Genomic DNA, 15,349 nt, shown 5'->3' on the forward strand with positions numbered 1-15,349 from the left:
GTGAATTAACCGAAACTGGAGGTTCTACTGGTCCTGGACTATAGCAACAATCGAACCTCCACTTGCCCCGAGGTGCCCATGCAGAACCGCCACGTCATTGAATTGTCGCCCTCGGGCAAAACCTTCGACGCCAGCCAGGAGCTGCTGCTCGATGCCATGCTCGCCAGCGGCCTGCCGGTGCCCTTCTCCTGCCGCCGCGGCGCCTGCGGGTCGTGCAAGGTCAAGGTGGTGTCGGGGCAGTATCGGCACAAGCAGCGGACGGCAGACATGCCCGCGCCCTGCTACCCCCTCGCCGCCGACGAAATGTTGCTGTGCCAGAGCCACGCCTGCAGCGACATGCGCCTGGAAATCCCCGGCTGGTCCCTGGAAACCCAGACGCTGGAAATCCACGCGCAGGTTCATGGCAAACGCGAACTGAGCGCCGATATCATCGAACTGGTGCTGCAGCCTGCACAGCCGTTGGCGGTACGGGCTGGCCAGTACGTACGCTTTCGGCTCGACAACGGCGATAGCCGCTGTTTTTCCATCGCCAACCTGCCCGCCCAGGACCAGGGGCAACTGGTGTTTCACATCCGCAAGGTAAGCGGCGGCCTGTTTACCGAACGCCTGCTGCCAACCCTGCAAGCAGGTGACAGCTTGAAACTTGAAGGGCCGGTGGGTGCCTGCACCTGGCAGCACGAGGACCAGCGGCCCCTGGTGCTGTTCGCCACTGGCACAGGTTACGCCGGCATCAAGCCATTGCTGCTGAACGCCCTGGCAGGTGATGCCGAGGTCACGTTGTACTGGGGCGGCAGATCGGACGCCGACTTCTATGACCGTGAGTTTCTCGACCAGGCCAGCCGTGCACACGCTCACTTTCGCTGGCACCCGGTGCTGTCGGACCAGGCGCGCGTGCAGCAGGTGGCGCTGGCCCAGGCCCATCGCTGGGCCGACACCCAGGTCTATGCCTGCGGCAATGTCACGATGATCAGCCAGGTTCGCGAGCAGTGCCTCGCAGCAGGCCTGCAGCCCCATCGTTTTGTCGCGGAGGCTTTCGTTGCCAGCGGCGCACTGGCGCCCGCGGCTTCAACAGCCAGCCCATTGCACCCGGAGCTGGAAAAAGTCGGCCCGCGCTACTCGCTGGACGGCATGCTCGCTGCCCGCGAGCAGTCGGTACGGGCCGTGACAGCGATCGCCAGCCAGCTGAAAGTCGGCATGACCACCGCCCAGGCGCTGGAGATGGCCGCGCAAACCTTGCAGGCGATGGGCGCATCGCACACCTGGCACCCGACCTACATCCGCTTTGGCGACGACACCGTGCGCACGCCGCGCCAAGGCATTGATCTGCAACGTGTATTACGTAACACGGATATCGTCGTGGTCGATGTCGGCCCGGTATGGGATGGCTATGAGGGCGACTATGGCGACACCTTCGTGTTCGGCCAGCACGAACTGCACCACGCCTGCGTCAAGGCACTGCATGAAGTGTTCGACGAAACCCGCCAGGCCTGGGGCCGTGGCCTGACCGGGCGCGAACTGTACGACTTCGCCGAGCGCAGTGCCCAGGCAAAAGGCTGGCAGCTGGAGCGCAACCTGGCCGGGCATCGCATCGCCGACTTCCCGCATGTGCTGTATGGGCAGGACAAACTGGCCGAGGTGGAAATCGTCCCGAGCGAAGTGGTGTGGGTGCTGGAGATCCAGTTGTGCCACCCTACCGAGCCGGTCGGGGCGTTTTTCGAAGACATCCTGATTGGCGAGGCCAGGCCGCTTTCACAGATTCAGAAGCAAGCGATCCGCGTACCCTGTGGGAGCGGCTTTAGCCGCGAAGAATCCAACGCGCTGCATGGCACCGGCTGCGCCGGTGTTCGCGGCTAAAGCCGCTCCCACAGGGGCTCTGCTGATTCAATGAGTTATGTGCCGTGCTATCTCAAGCACCGAGCGAATCCAGCACGCCTTGCAGCTTGCCCCGGGTCATCTCGGTGCACGGCTGCATGGGCTCTCGCAGTTCGTCGCTCATCAACCCCTGCAGCTGCAAGGCCGCCTTGACCACAGCCGGGTTGGGCTCGGCAAAGGCCATCTTCATCCACGGCAGCAACTGGTAGAACGTGCCGCGCGCGGCTACCCAGTCGCCATGGTCGACCTGCTGCAGCATGCGCACGTACAAGTCGGCGCGTACATGCGCCGAAGCCGAAATGGCCCCTGCGCCACCCAGGCACAGGTTGTTGAAGATCTGCATGTCCTCACCGGCCAGCACCTGGGCGTGGCCGTCCTGGATCAGGGCCATGGTGGTCTCGCTGTCACCGCTGCAGTCCTTCACCGCCGCGATGCGCGGGTGGCGCACGATGCGGCGCAGGGTTTCACGCTCGATGCGTACCCCGGTGCGGTAGGGGATGTCGTAAACGATCACCGGCACGCTGGCGGCATCCGCCACGGTGCTGAAGAACGCCTCGATGCCGGCCTGCGAAGGCCGGATGTAGCACGGTGCAGGGACCAGCAGTCCGCCAATGTCGCGCCGCTGGATTTCAGCCTGGAAAGCCAACAGCTCGAGCAGGTTGTAGCCCGACAGGCCCATCACCACCCTGCCCGGTTCCACCCAGGCCAGCACAGCGTCCAGCACGGCCAGTTGCTCGGCCTTGGACAGCGCCGCTGCCTCGCCCGTGGTACCGCATACCACAAAACCGGCCACACCCTCTTCGAGCAGCTTCTTCACCAGCTTTTCCAGAGCGGCGAAGTCGATTTCATTGGCGCGCATTGGCGTGACGAGGGCGATCCAGATACCACGGAAATTCGACATGCAAAAACTCCTGATGTTGACCGAAAGTCAGCGTCAGCAGGGCGAAGAGTCGAAGTGGTCTGGCAGGGATACCTGGCGCCTTCTGTCTCGTCAGCCCACCTGACGAGACAGCGCGCCTCGGTCAGATGAGCGGCTGTTTCTTGGATTTCTTGGCAACGGCAACGCACGCGTCTGCCTGGGCGATGAAGCCCGAAGCGAAAATGGCGTGGTTGGAAATGGACATGCCGGCAAGCCCGTTGCGTGGATATGGCTGGATAATGGTGGCGCGGCGCACTCGGTGTCAACACCGAGATAGCAAACCCATCCGGCTGCGCTGGTGTTCACTGCCAAAGCCGCACAGAGATCTGTGGGCCCGATCTTGTACAAGAGGTATTTGATCAATCCAGCATCCACCCAGCATCACCCTCCTCCAGCACACCACCGTGATCCGTCCGGTCACCTTTACGCGCCACGGCCGCGCCCTCGACCAGGAAATGCTCAGCCCCGCTCTCGATCACGGCGCCGCACGTGGTCCGATCCCCCACCCTGGCAACCGCCCTGCCATTGAAGGTGTACGTGGCACTGCCGCTTTCTACCTGGTTGATGCCATGCAGCGGGCAGACATGTCGATGACCTACAAGTACGACAGGGTTCATTGAGCTTCTCCTTCTGATGGCCCGGTACGCGATTCACGGTCCATTTCCTGAGGCCAATCAACCTTCGGCGCCAGGCAGTGCATGTGGCTGAGGCCATCGTCATCGTTCCAGTCGCGGGGTGGGTGCACGAATTTCGGCAGGGCTTCGGGGCCTTGCTGCATGAATAGCCGGGCGATAGCCCAGTAGGCTTCTCCGTGGTAGAGGTCGTGGGTGAATAACACGCGGTCGATGACTTCGTCGGTGTCCGGGTTGCGAACCGACAGCATGACGTTTTCGATCAGCCCACCGTAGCCGGAGGCGTAGACTCGGTAGACTTCGGCGGTTACGTCGTCCCAATTGTAGGCGACAGGTTTGACGCCCCAGTGTTTGCGGCTGAACAGGAAGAGGTAGTTGCATCTGAATTGATAAATATAGATCTTTCGACGCAAGCGATTAAAACGTATTGGTTCGTCTCGTGGAAGTGCCAAGTCTAGCCGGACAAATGAAAAGACGACCCATATGCAGATTAGAGGCCCGAGTATCAGGATTAGCTTCATAATCCAATCGAAGGCCTGACTGTAATCAATGAGGCCCCAATACACTTGTACAGCTACAAAAAACAAGAACAGCAGCGTCGGAATGCCAAGCAAGGCCAATACACCTCGTAGACGGACTGTAGATCGAGGCAACTCCATGTATACATCATCAGCATGGTTTGGTGGCGGATTAATATCGTTCAAACTCAAGAGCGATGTGGGTGCTTCGTGGGCGCTCGGTAGATCGTAGCGCCAGGCTGGCGCACGTCTCATTAGCACTCTTGGCTCATGCGTCATCATTTGCCCTCCGGTTACATACCTCAATATACGCACTTTCAATTTCTCGGTCCGGCCAGTACATTACCAGCAATGTTGCTGCGACAATGGAGTGCGCTCCAATTGTCGGCATGAGTTCTATAAGGCCTGAGATAGCCAATTGGGACCGGTCATTACCCTCCGAAAAAGAAGAGTACTTTTTATCAATATTAAAGTCGCCTTTATAGTCGGGCAGCCTAGGCGGAGAAAAGCCAGGGAAGCTGGCCGACTTGGAAGAGCCAGTTGAGCGACGTGCATGAAACTCATCCACAACCAGCGTCTCTCCTCCCGTGTAGTCCGGGAACTGGCCATCACCTCGACGATGGACTGTCAGGCACCACCGATATGCCGACATTCCGTCTTTGTACTGAGGTAGGATTATCTTGAATTTTATTTTTTGTTTCCGTTCAAGACCGGTCAACCCTCCGATCCTTGGAGTGGCCGGGTCGCTTACCAGATTCGCTTCGAAGTGGAATTCTGCCTGTACACCTAGCGTGGCGGCGTTGAGCTCCGCAAATGCGATGTCTGCGTATTCCGGGCTTCTCCAGTGAATGACTGGCGTCTCATCTGCCTTTCCAAAACAGCACCGTCGGGCCCACCGTTCCAGAGCGGATGACTCATTCTCTTCAGCGCTTTTGCTAAGCGTATAGGCAGTCAACGCCAGCACTACAGCGAGGCCTACGGGTCCCCATACAGTGGAACTTAATGCTGTTCCAGCGACGGCAATGGCGCTGGCCCCGTAAAAACCTGCAGCCAACCAGTATCGTATCGCTGCTGCACCATCTCCTGCTGCCGATGCACGTTTAGCAGCAGAAACTGCCTGTGCTGCCTCAACAAACCCGACGACAGCGCCTATTACAGCACCGATCTTTATCAAGGTCTCGCCTGTGGCAGTAGCACCTTTGGCCCATGGCATACCCTTATAGGCACTTGCCCGCAACATGAGCCCAACCAGTTCGATATGCCCTCCCAACACTCCCAAGTACGATCCTTGCAACGCCAACTTGGCCTCATACGCCTTCGGCCCAATCTCCGCTTCCGCCTTTTCCTGATTCCTGCCAAGGCTGTCCTGCTGCAAATACAAACCGCCTATCGCCAGCAGAACCTCCCAGCTGCCAGCAATCCCGCGCAACCCGGAAAAACCGGTTTTTACCAATCGGGCCGCCTGCTGCGACGTGATCTTCATCCCCTGCAATAATTTGCGTGCATCGGCTTCCAACGTCCCTGCCGCCACCGAGATATCCACCAAAGCAAGCTGCGCCGCACTGCTCGCCTGCGTTACGCCAATGTTGGCTTCCTGGAACAATCGCCCATGCACCTCTTCCGCCTTGCCTTCGACCCACACCGTTACGCTGATCATCGAATTGGTGAACCGCGGGTCGAGTACGGCCAGGCTCATCAGCCCATGCTGGATGATCGGCCGCACCTTGCGCATGGCCTTCATCGAGCCAAACTCGAAGTCATCGATATTGCGGCGCATCCGGTCTCGCGCCTCGGCGATCGACGCGTTGGCCTTGTGCTGCAACTCCCGGAGGTGGGCGCTCTGCAAGGCGTAGTACTCGCCCAGCTTCATCTTCACTTCCAGCTCGATCAGGTGGACGCCGTTGTAGAGAAACTGCGTGGCGCTGTTCAGATGCCGCACGGCCTTCTGAATGCCAGGCGACAGACATGGCGCCAGCCGCTGACTGGCTGCATTGAGCGCGCTCTGCGTTTCGGCAATGGCCTGCTTGAGGGTATTGCGCATGCGCAGGCCGGCGTCATCGCTGGCGATGATCTTGCTCAGCATGCCGTAGAGCTTGTCGCTGTCGTTCCAGTTGATCGCTTCTGTGGCGGAGAAACTGGGCAGCAGCCCGGCCAGCAGAGAGCGATCCCGCATCAACAACGCGCGGTAGGGCGGGCTGTCCGGATCCTGCAGCCATTTCAACCAGAGCAGTTCGCTGGTGCCGGAAGCGGGAACATGCGGTTCAAGGCGGGGGACGACAGCTTCCGTAACGCCACCACCCAGGCACAGGGCCATGGTCTTGGCGTAGGCCACCCCGGACTCGCGATCGTTACCGTCGTAGTCGTACGCCTCGGCCACCTTGAACATGGGCGTATCGAACAAGGCAACGTACGCCTTTGCGTCCTTGTCGATGTAACGCTGAAACTCGCGTTCCTGCTGCTCGTACTCAGCCTGGAACGCGGCCCGCTGCGGTTCGTGGTAGCGCTCTTCAAGCCGCTCGTCACTCTCCTGCTGCGCACGCTCGACCAACAGCTGCCGCTCGACTGCCGGGTCGGTGAACACCGGCGGCCCATCGCCCGTCATCGGTTCCAGCGACGGCACCTTCTGCGCCGCCCATTCCCTGTGCGTGGCGCGAATGATCTGCAGGATCTGCGAGGTCTGCAGCTGATAGGCGCGCATCGGTTCTTCACGCCACACCTGGCGTTTCACCACCCAGTTCAGCCGCTGATGGTTGTACTCCTGAATCAGCCCGACGGTGTCGTCGAGCACCACTGCCAGCACGCCGTTTTCCAGCTGGTGCCGGTTGATCGCATTGACCAGATAGCCGCGCAGGGCGAACCGGCGCAACCAGCGGCTATGGAAGCCATGCGCACTGTCGAAGGGGGCGCAGCCATGCTGGGCATACTCGAATACCTGCTGGTCGACCCCAAGCTTATCGGGCGTCATGGCGATGCCCAGCAGCTCGGGATTGTTGCGTGCCTGAATCAGGTCCAGGCCCTCGAAGCGATGCGCAGGCGACGCGCCGCTCTTGTAGGCGTTCAGCACGCTCACCGGCCAAGGATCGCTGGAGAAGGCCAGCCAGGCGCTGGCGTACCTGCTGGTATCGAGGTTGAGAAAGGCCGAAGGAATATCGTGGTCTTCGTTCACGCATTGTTCGGGCAGCGGCGAAGGCGGGCCGTCTGGCGGCTCGTAGGGATTGAAACGACGCAGGTGACCCTGCTCGCTGACGGCATAGGCATGCCAGACCTGCTGGTCGAGCAGCACATACAGGAAGCCCCTGCGCAAGGTGCGCAAGCCGATCTTTGTCGAGATATGCCGGTTATCCGCCACGGTGGAGACACACTCGGGGCGGGTATCGGGCACCAGGGCGCGGCGCAGCGGCAGGATCGGCAGGCCCTGGCGCTCGCAGAACATGCACTGGTCGTGCGGCAGCCCGGCTTCGGCGATCGCGAGGGCAATACGTTGGCTGATGGTCATAAGCGACTCTCGGATTTCGGCAGGCATTCGATCAGTTGGCGCCATTGCGCCTCGGAGTAGCGGGCGAGCAGTGCGGCAAGAGGCGCCTGACCTCTGGCCGCTGTGTCGATCATTTCGCCCACCGCAGGTACGGTGTGCAGCCTGGGGTGAATGCACAGGTGATGGAGAGCGAAGGCCACGATGTCCTCCATCTCGCTCAGGCCCAACCTGCGTGCATCATCGACATGGTTCGAAGCACGCACCGCAGCAAACGGTGGAATCTGACACTGATTGGTGTGCTGCGAACCCGCTCGCAACACTCTCCAGGTAGCCAGCACACGTTCGATCAGCCCCACATCATCCTGAATTCGCCGCGCAGGGGTCGGCAAAGGGTGTCGCTGCCCGCTCTGCCCTTTCAGGCTTGCCAACCTCCCACCGCTACTCAGGAACAACCAGTCACTGATCGGCCACCATGGGCCTTGTTCAAGCCGCTCGAACGTCGCCGCAAGCAACTCCAGACGGACGGGTTCATAGACCGGGTAGCAGCCAAATTCCCGATTGGAATCGGGCAACCGACACAAGGCCGTGAGATGGGACGCGACAGCGGCCGAAGGCGCCTCACTGAACAGCCAGCCACACAGGTAACGCCGTTGCTGAAACAACGCCCTCTGCGCTGCCCGGGCAGTCAGTTCCAGCAGACGGCGACTGGGAACCGTGCCGGGCGAAGCCAGGCAGACCAGTACGGGATGCAGTTGGGGGGCATGGGCCAGGTCGGCCCGGTGCACACGGGTCAATGCCTGCTCACCCAGGGCATTGCGCAGCGCGGCAAGCACGGCGTGGTCGCCATCGTGAGCAGTCGCAAGCGGGTCTATCAGCACATGGCAGTACAAGTGCGCCCGATGGTGACTTTCGATGAGCCTGGCCAGGTTATCGGTGCGCATCAGACCTTGGCCTCGCACTTTTTGCTGGAGTCAGGCGTAAGCGAGAGTGGCTGGCTGTTTCCAGCCCCTGACGCAGCCGCACTGGTTTGCCCCAGCAGGTCGAGTTTCAGCCCGTTGATGGTGATGCCCTGCCCGTCCAGCACAATGCTGCCGCCCGCGGTTCTGAACTCGATGCGCTCACTGGCGCGCAGCTGATAGATCGTCGTATGTTGCTCCATGCCCTGCCCGACGGTGACCTTTTGCGCACCTTTGACGACAAGCTCGGCGTCCTTTCCGACAAAGGCCTGGTGATTGGCCCCTGTTGATTCGCTACGGTCGTTGCCTACTTTCTCGAACAGGTCATGCTTGATATCTACATGGCAGTTTTGCCCAATGAGCTGGGTATGGTCGCCCCCGGTTTCCTGGCGGAAGTCATGGCCGATATTCAAGTGCTCATCATTACCGACCTGCTCGACACGATTACGCCCCACACGCGTGGTCTCGTCATTGCCGACTACATTGTTCTGGTCCCGCTGGGCATGGATGAACACTTCTTCCTTGCCGAGTTCGTCCTCGAAGCGCAGCTCGTTGAAACCATCGCCCTTGTGGGTCTGGCTCTTGATGGTCATGCGGGTCTTGTGTTCGGGCAGGTCGTACGGCGGCAGCTGGTCGCCGCAATAGGTACGCCCGGTGATCATCGGCTGGTCGGGGTCGGCGTTGACGTACTGGACGATCACGTCCTGGCCGATGCGCGGGATGGCCATCGAGCCCCAGCTGCCACCTGCCCAGCCTTGTGACACGCGCACCCAGCAGGAGCTGAACTCGTTGTTCTCGCTCTCCCGGTCCCAGGGGAAGCTCACCTTGACCCGGCCCCACTCGTCGCAGTAGATCTCCTCCCTGGGCGGCCCGACGACCGTGGCCATGTGCGGGCCGTCGATGCGTGGCTTGGGCAGTGGCGCCGGACGCCATTCGATCCGGCCGGGCACCAGCACGGCTTCCTGCGAGTAGCGCGTTCCTTGTTCGGCCCCGGCAGCTTCTTCTTGCAGACTGGTGAACTGGCTGCCCTCGTGATGTACACGCATCACACGCCAATGGGCGTTGAGGTCTTTGCGCGGGTGTTCGACGAGGGTGAAGCTCAGCCCCGGTTGCAGGTGTACATCGTCACCCTCGACTTCGGCAATACGGGCGTCATGGCGCAGGGCCGTCAGGCGGGTAGCGGTAAAGGGTACACCGACCGCATCGCGCTTGTAGCGGCCGGGGTAATCGAAGCGCTCATAGTCCCGGGACTGATGGGTGATGCTACTGTCACCTGCGCGGTGTTCCTGCCGGTACTGCGGGTTGGTGAAGGTGTAGTCCCGCTGCACCTGGCGTGCAGTGCGCACCTGTTCGCTGTAACGCAGGCGGCGCAGGCAAGGCCTGGCCTGGTCGCCACCGCTGTTGGCGCGGTACAGCACCTGGTCGGGGCCGATGTCGTCTTCGTCGAAGAAGTCATCATCCTCGTCGTCGGCCTTGAGCGCGCTTCGGCTGATCTGCCCCAGCGCCAGCAGTCGGTCGGTGATGACCAACAGGTGGTGTTTTGGCGTGTGCTCGAAGCGATAGACGAAACCCTCTTCACCCGCCAGGCGGGCGATGAAGTCGAGGTCCGTTTCACCGGCCTGTACGCAGAACTCGCGCACCTGATGCTCGCCCATGCTCTTGATTTCGAAACGGGCAATGCCCTGGCGCTTGAGCATCAATTCGAGAATCTGCGGCACGGTCTTCTGCTGGAAGATGCGCCAGTTCGAACGCAAGCCGGCACGGGCCAGCACGGGCTCGACCAGGGCGCGGTAACGGGTGCGATAGAACCCCGTCTCACCTTGGCTGAAACTGCTGACCAGGCCGTGCACATAGCGCAGGGGGCGCTCACCGCGCCAGATCGTGAACAGCACTGGTTTGTCGAGCAACTGGCCGAAGTCGACCTCGTCTTCAAAACTGATCAGTTCCAGTTTCAGCTGGAACGGTGAGCTGATCATTTCGTCGAGTTCGAACGAAACCACTTCGAAGTCAATCTGGCCAGCCAGCGGCTGGAAGGTGAAGCGCAAGTCGGATTGGCTAGGCATGTGGATCCCCCTGCTACTGCTGCAAGATGCCGTTGAGCGATTCCAGCACCTCGGCGGTGATCAAGCTCAGGCGGTAGCTGTAGTAGCAGTAGGCGCAGACCATGGCGATGGCGGAGATCACCAACGGGCTCCACCAGGGCCATTCCCGGCGCAGCCTGCGGTGGGGGCAATGGACCACGTTGGTATACGGGTCGCCCACGAATTCCGGCGTGGGGCCGCGCAGTTCACGAATGACCTTGTGCATCCGCGAAATCAGGGCATTGATGATTTCATCGCACTTCGGGTCCAGGGCGTACTTGCCCTTCAGGCCCAGGCAAAAGCAGAAGTACAGGAACTCCAGCACATCCTGGAACTCCTTGGGCGACTGCATCAACCGCTCCAGCAACACGAAGATCTTCTCGCCACCCTGGGTTTCGTCATGGAAGATGCTGAGCAGCGGTTCGTGGCTCCAGCACGAATTGTTCCCCCAGGGGCGGCTCATCACGGCCTCGTCCAGATAAAGACACAAGGCATAGGAATAGACTTCGAGGTGCACGGCGGAATAACCGTGCTGCTGTATTTCCTCGCGGATGGCGCTGACCTGGGTCTGCAGGGCCTTGTGCACCTGTTCGATGTTGGGCAGGTCATCCAGCGTACGCAGGCGTATGACCAGGCCGAACAGCGGGTTGGCCGCGTCGAGCATCAGGTTGGCGAAGCCTCCGCGTAGCCGGAAGTCCGGGTCGGCCGGATAACCCTGATGATCTGCGCGCCTGCCCTGGCCGGGTAGATAGGGTGAATCGGTGCCCCCCGGGACATCGAGCATGGCATGCAGGCTGCTTTCGGTTACGTCATGGGCAGCGTTGGCGGCCTGGGATTTTCCAGGACGAACAGCAGATGGGCCGGGCATGAAGAGGTCCTTGTCTTCCAGTAGGCTGAAGACATGAACACTATCGGGGAATCAATTCTTCGAGGAGCGTAGGGCTTCCCAAAACGCTGTAGGAATTTTCGCCTTTTGGCTTGTCTGGACGCTGCAATGCCGGAATTCCGGGGCCGCTCTGCGCCCCTTTCGCGACACAAGGCCGCTCCTGCAACGACTGCGCCAGCCCTTGTGTGGGCGGCGCAGCGCCGCAACCGATCAATCAGCCAAACAACCTGGCCAGGCAACCCAGCTTCTTCTTGTACGAGCGCCGAGCCTCCAGTGCGTCCTCCAGGCTGACTTCCAGGAACCGTGCCTGCTGGTTGGGCTGCATCTGCCCGATCAGGTCCAGGTCAGCGCTGATCACCGTGCCGATCATGGCGTAGCCGCCACCCGACACCGCATCACGGTGCAGGATGATCGGCTCCAGCCCCGCAGGTACCTGGATCGAACCGATCGGGTAGCAGCTGTCAACGATGTTCGATGGATCCGAGCCGGCCCCGAACGGCTGCTCCCGTGGCTGGAAGCTCAAGGCACTGCCGCCCTTGTAGCGGTAGCCGATACGGTCTGCCTCGGAGCCTACCGTCCAGGCTTCGGTGAAAAAGCTTTGCGCCGCAGCCTTGGTCAGGCGATGAAAATACAGCCCCGGCACCACCCGTAGCACCACCTCGCCGCCCAAGGCCTGGCGCAAGGCCATTGGCAGGCTCGCACCGGCGCGGGTCTTGCCGCTGGGTACGCCGACCGGCAACAGGTCACCCGCCATCAGCTTGCGCCCATGGAAACCACCCAATGCACCCAACGCATAGGTGGAGCGGCTGCCGAGCACCTCGGGTACATCGATACCGCCGGCCACCGCCAGGTAGGCCCGGGCGCCTGCGGTAGGGAAGCCGAAACGCAACACCTGCCCGGCACGTACGGCAAACGCCGTGTCCGGGCGTTGCTCGCGGCCATCGAGCAACGCCGGCATCTGCGCACCGCAAACCGCCACCAGGGCATCCTGCTGGAACTCCAGCTCCGGCCCCACCAGCGCACACTCGAGGCCCGCGGCGCCGGCCGGGTTGCCCACCAGGTGGTTGGCCGCCCTCAGGGCGTACTGATCGAGGGCGCCGGACGGCGGGATGCCCAGGTGGTAGTAGCCTTCGCGGCCCAGGTCCTGCACCGAGGTAGCCAGCCCGGGTTTGAGTACCTTGATCATGCCAGCACCTCCTGCAGGGTCCGTGGATAGCCGACCGGGTCGGCGAGGAACGCGTCCAGGGAGAATTCCACCGGGCGAATGCGCAGGTCGAAGCGGCCTTCTTCGACATCCGCCACCGCCTGGTCGTAGGTGCGGCGGTCGATGGGCTTGAACTGCACGATGTCTCCCGGGCGGAAGAACACCATGTGCTCCTTCAGGTAATTCAGTGTCTGCTGCGGGTCATAGATCGGCGCCGGGGTGACGCCGAACATCTGGTAGCCGCCTGCCCCGCGCACCGAATAGATGCAGCCGAAGCAGCCGCCATGGCCAAGGGTGAGCTTGGGGGTGTCCGTACGCGGGCGCAGGTACTTGGGCACCTGCAGTTGCCGCTCGCGCTCGACCATCTGGAACATGAACGGCAGGCCGGCAACGAACCCGACCATCGACACGAACCACGGCGCGCCGCTGTGCGCGGCAATGAACGCCTCGACATCGGCCAGGCCGTTGATCCGCGCGGCATACTCCAGGTCGGTGCTGCCCGGGTCCTGGTGGCGGTCACGAAAACGCATCAGCGTTTCATGGGTCCAGGGGTCGTTGTACAGCACTGGAATCTCGATGATCCGCGTCTGCAACGAGCGCTCGGCCACCGCCTGCGCTTCGGCACCGCGCACCGCCTCCAGCAGTGCCTGCGGCGCGATACGGTCCGGGTCGAAGCGGATCTGGAACGAGGCGTTGGCCAGGCACACATCCAGCACGCCATCCAGGGCCAGCCGCTCCACCGCACGGGTGACGGCCATGCCCTTGAAAAAAGCCTCCAGCGACATGCTCTCGCTGACTTCGGCAAACAGGTGCTCGTCGGCGCCAAAGCTGTAGCGGATCGGGGTTGTAGCAAGCGGTTCGGCCATGACTGTTCCTTTTCTTGGAATCTTTATAGAAAGGCAGGCGAAAGCAAATTGCACGGGCTCCGGCGTATACCTGCCGGATGCCCCACGGATTCAGCGTGGCGCGCGCACCACGATACCGGCAGCGTCCAGCGCCTGGCGCGTGGCCTCGACCAGTTCGAGCGCACCCGGGGTGTCACTGTGCAAGCAGATGGAATCGAATTCGATGGCCAGGTCCTGCCCCTCGACCGTGCGCACCACGCCTTGCTGACAAGCCCGCAACACCCGTTCGGCGACCGCCCCGGGCTCATGGCCCCGCACGTTGCGGGTAAACACGATCGACCCGCTCAGGTCGTACTCGCGGTCGGCGTAGAACTCGCGAATTACCGGCTGGCCAAGCTCCTGGGCAATGCGGCAGATCACCGAACCGGGCATGCAGTAAAGCAGCAACTCCGGCTCGATCACCCGCAGGTTTTCCACCAGCAGCCGTGCAGCTTCTTCGTCACGTGCCAGATGCATGTACAGCGCACCGTGCGGCTTGATGTGCTGCAGGCGCACGCCCTGGGCGCGGGCAATTTCACGCAGGGCGCCGAGCTGGTAGAGCATGTCGTCGACCAGTTCCTGGGCCGGGGCATTGATGTGTCGGCGGCCGAAGCCGACCAGGTCGCGGAACCCAGGGTGCGCCCCCACTGCGACGCCCAGGGCCTTGGCCCGCTCGACGGTGCGGCGCATGGTGCCGGGGTCACCGGCATGGAAGCCGGTGGCGATGTTGGCCGTGCTGATGTAGCCCATCAGCTCGTTGTCGACGCCATCGCCAATGGTCCACGGGCCAAAGCCCTCACCCATGTCCGAGTTGAAATCCACCACCTGCATGACTGTCTCTCCTGGCGCTTGTGACTGCATGCAAGCCACGTTAGATTCTCCGCACCCCCTTGGGAAGATCTATAAACAGATAGGGTGTCTTCTGAAAATCAGATACTGCGGGAGCCTACCGTGTCACTGACCCTGCGCCAGGTCCGCTACTTCGTCGCCACCGCCGAGATCGGCCAGATTTCCCAGGCGGCAATCCACCTGAACATTTCCCAGTCTGCAGTCACCACGGCGATCAAGGAGCTGGAGGCGATGCTCGGCGTGCTGCTGTTCCAGCGCTCGGCCCAGGGCATGAGCCTGACCGAGGCCGGCCGGCACTTTCTGAACCGCGCCTACGTGATCCTGCGCAGCGTGGACGATGCGCTGAACAGCCCGCTGCCGGACGTGCGCGCCAGTGGCCTGCTGCGCCTGGCGGCAAGTTATACGGTGATCGGCTACTTCCTGCCGCATCACCTGCAGCGGCTGGAACACTGGCACCCGGACGTGACCCTGGAGCTATACGAACAGGAGCGCAGCGCCATCGAGCAAGGCTTGCTGGAGGGGCGTTTCGACATGGCAGTGGTGCTCACCGCCAACCTCACCCACCCGGACATCGTCTCGGAAACCCTGTTCAACTCCGAGCGCCGCCTGTGGCTGCCCGGCCACCATCCGCTGTGCGAGCGCTCGGCGGTAAGCCTGGCCGAAGTGGCCTGCGAGCCGTTCATCCTGCTGACCGTGGATGAGGCCGAGCAAAGCGCCATGCGCTATTGGGAACAGGCCGGGCAGCGGCCGCAAGTGCGGGTGCGGACCAGTTCGGTGGAGGCCGTGCGCAGCATGGTCGCCAATGGCAGCGGTGTGGCGATCCTGTCGGACCTGGTGCACCGGCCCTGGTCGCTGGAGGGCAAGCGAATCGAGACGGTGACCATCAGCGACCCGGTGACACCGATGAGCGTCGGGTTGGCCTGGCACCGGGAACGGGCGTTCAGCCCGGCGATGCAGGCTGTGCGCAATTACTTCCATGATGCTTTTTTGGCACCGCAGCAGTTGTCGGCACGGCGCTGACCGTTCCCTGCAGGCCCGACTCTTCACGGGTAAATCCGCACACAGCGTCTGCA

Annotated in this window: 13 protein-coding genes; 2 read left to right on the forward strand and 11 right to left on the reverse strand. The window is 62.0% G+C overall.

Going from position 1 to position 15,349, the window contains the following annotated elements:
• The first annotated feature begins 15 nt into the window (after window positions 1-15).
• Window positions 16-1,854, forward strand: coding sequence for a M24 family metallopeptidase (locus ABX298_RS26185; RefSeq protein ID WP_367394491.1), 1,839 nt, complete (start codon window positions 16-18; stop codon window positions 1,852-1,854).
• A 52-nt stretch (window positions 1,855-1,906) separates the two neighbouring features.
• On the opposite strand, the gene dapA is transcribed toward ABX298_RS26185, so the two are convergent.
• The 11 genes from dapA to pxpA all read right to left on the reverse strand — a co-directional run bounded on the left by dapA (window position 1,907) and on the right by pxpA (window position 14,258).
• Window positions 1,907-2,773, reverse strand: coding sequence for a 4-hydroxy-tetrahydrodipicolinate synthase (gene dapA / locus ABX298_RS26190; protein WP_367393880.1), 867 nt, complete (start codon window positions 2,771-2,773; stop codon window positions 1,907-1,909).
• 121 nt (window positions 2,774-2,894) lie between these two features.
• Window positions 2,895-3,047 carry a hypothetical protein gene (locus ABX298_RS26195; protein ID WP_157896968.1) on the reverse strand — a complete coding sequence of 51 codons (153 nt, stop codon included), beginning with the start codon at window positions 3,045-3,047 and terminating at the stop codon, window positions 2,895-2,897.
• Window positions 3,048-3,150: 103 nt separating this feature from the next.
• Window positions 3,151-3,408 carry a PAAR domain-containing protein gene (locus tag ABX298_RS26200; RefSeq protein ID WP_025339593.1) on the reverse strand — a complete coding sequence of 86 codons (258 nt, stop codon included), beginning with the start codon at window positions 3,406-3,408 and terminating at the stop codon, window positions 3,151-3,153.
• On the reverse strand, window positions 3,405-4,223 hold the full coding sequence (locus tag ABX298_RS26205) for a DUF6708 domain-containing protein (RefSeq protein ID WP_367393881.1): 819 nt from the start codon (window positions 4,221-4,223) through the stop codon (window positions 3,405-3,407). The genes ABX298_RS26200 and ABX298_RS26205 overlap by 4 nt, the downstream gene beginning before the upstream one ends.
• On the reverse strand, window positions 4,210-7,437 hold the full coding sequence (locus ABX298_RS26210; protein ID WP_367393882.1) for a T6SS effector BTH_I2691 family protein: 3,228 nt from the start codon (window positions 7,435-7,437) through the stop codon (window positions 4,210-4,212). Before ABX298_RS26210 ends, ABX298_RS26205 begins: the two co-directional genes overlap by 14 nt.
• Window positions 7,434-8,357, reverse strand: coding sequence for a hypothetical protein (locus ABX298_RS26215; protein ID WP_367393883.1), 924 nt, complete (start codon window positions 8,355-8,357; stop codon window positions 7,434-7,436). Before ABX298_RS26215 ends, ABX298_RS26210 begins: the two co-directional genes overlap by 4 nt.
• Window positions 8,357-10,435, reverse strand: a complete 2,079-nt coding sequence (locus ABX298_RS26220) for a type VI secretion system Vgr family protein (protein ID WP_367393884.1) — start codon at window positions 10,433-10,435, stop codon at window positions 8,357-8,359. Before ABX298_RS26220 ends, ABX298_RS26215 begins: the two co-directional genes overlap by 1 nt.
• Before the next feature lie 13 nt (window positions 10,436-10,448).
• Window positions 10,449-11,321 (reverse strand): type IVB secretion system protein IcmH/DotU, encoded by an 873-nt coding sequence (gene icmH / locus ABX298_RS26225; protein ID WP_367393885.1) that lies wholly within the window; start codon window positions 11,319-11,321, stop codon window positions 10,449-10,451.
• Between the two features lie 232 nt (window positions 11,322-11,553).
• Window positions 11,554-12,525 (reverse strand): biotin-dependent carboxyltransferase family protein, encoded by a 972-nt coding sequence (locus tag ABX298_RS26230; protein WP_075045569.1) that lies wholly within the window; start codon window positions 12,523-12,525, stop codon window positions 11,554-11,556.
• A complete protein-coding gene (locus tag ABX298_RS26235) occupies window positions 12,522-13,409 on the reverse strand; it encodes an allophanate hydrolase subunit 1 (protein ID WP_084785213.1) in 888 nt (295 codons plus the stop codon). Before ABX298_RS26235 ends, ABX298_RS26230 begins: the two co-directional genes overlap by 4 nt.
• Before the next feature lie 90 nt (window positions 13,410-13,499).
• Complete coding sequence (gene pxpA / locus ABX298_RS26240; RefSeq protein ID WP_354315972.1) at window positions 13,500-14,258, reverse strand: 5-oxoprolinase subunit PxpA; 759 nt, start codon at window positions 14,256-14,258, stop codon at window positions 13,500-13,502.
• A gap of 120 nt (window positions 14,259-14,378) precedes the next feature.
• Here pxpA and ABX298_RS26245 point away from each other — a divergent pair, with 120 nt between their 5' ends.
• Window positions 14,379-15,296: a LysR family transcriptional regulator gene (locus tag ABX298_RS26245; RefSeq protein ID WP_354315971.1), complete on the forward strand. Its 918-nt coding sequence runs from the start codon at window positions 14,379-14,381 to the stop codon at window positions 15,294-15,296.
• The last annotated feature ends 53 nt before the right edge of the window (window positions 15,297-15,349 follow it).

This window comes from Pseudomonas sp. X4, from assembly GCF_040784925.1.
GTDB lineage: Bacteria > Pseudomonadota > Gammaproteobacteria > Pseudomonadales > Pseudomonadaceae > Aquipseudomonas > Aquipseudomonas putida_Z.

Coding starts and splice junctions, on each gene's coding strand:
- dapA (WP_367393880.1), bottom strand. CDS start 2,773: ATGTCGAATTTCCGTGGTATCTGGATCGCCCTCGTCACGCCAATGCGC.
- ABX298_RS26200 (WP_025339593.1), bottom strand. CDS start 3,408: ATGAACCCTGTCGTACTTGTAGGTCATCGACATGTCTGCCCGCTGCAT.
- ABX298_RS26205 (WP_367393881.1), bottom strand. CDS start 4,223: ATGATGACGCATGAGCCAAGAGTGCTAATGAGACGTGCGCCAGCCTGG.
- ABX298_RS26210 (WP_367393882.1), bottom strand. CDS start 7,437: ATGACCATCAGCCAACGTATTGCCCTCGCGATCGCCGAAGCCGGGCTG.
- ABX298_RS26215 (WP_367393883.1), bottom strand. CDS start 8,357: ATGCGCACCGATAACCTGGCCAGGCTCATCGAAAGTCACCATCGGGCG.
- ABX298_RS26220 (WP_367393884.1), bottom strand. CDS start 10,435: ATGCCTAGCCAATCCGACTTGCGCTTCACCTTCCAGCCGCTGGCTGGC.
- icmH (WP_367393885.1), bottom strand. CDS start 11,321: ATGCCCGGCCCATCTGCTGTTCGTCCTGGAAAATCCCAGGCCGCCAAC.
- ABX298_RS26230 (WP_075045569.1), bottom strand. CDS start 12,525: ATGATCAAGGTACTCAAACCCGGGCTGGCTACCTCGGTGCAGGACCTG.
- ABX298_RS26235 (WP_084785213.1), bottom strand. CDS start 13,409: ATGGCCGAACCGCTTGCTACAACCCCGATCCGCTACAGCTTTGGCGCC.
- pxpA (WP_354315972.1), bottom strand. CDS start 14,258: ATGCAGGTGGTGGATTTCAACTCGGACATGGGTGAGGGCTTTGGCCCG.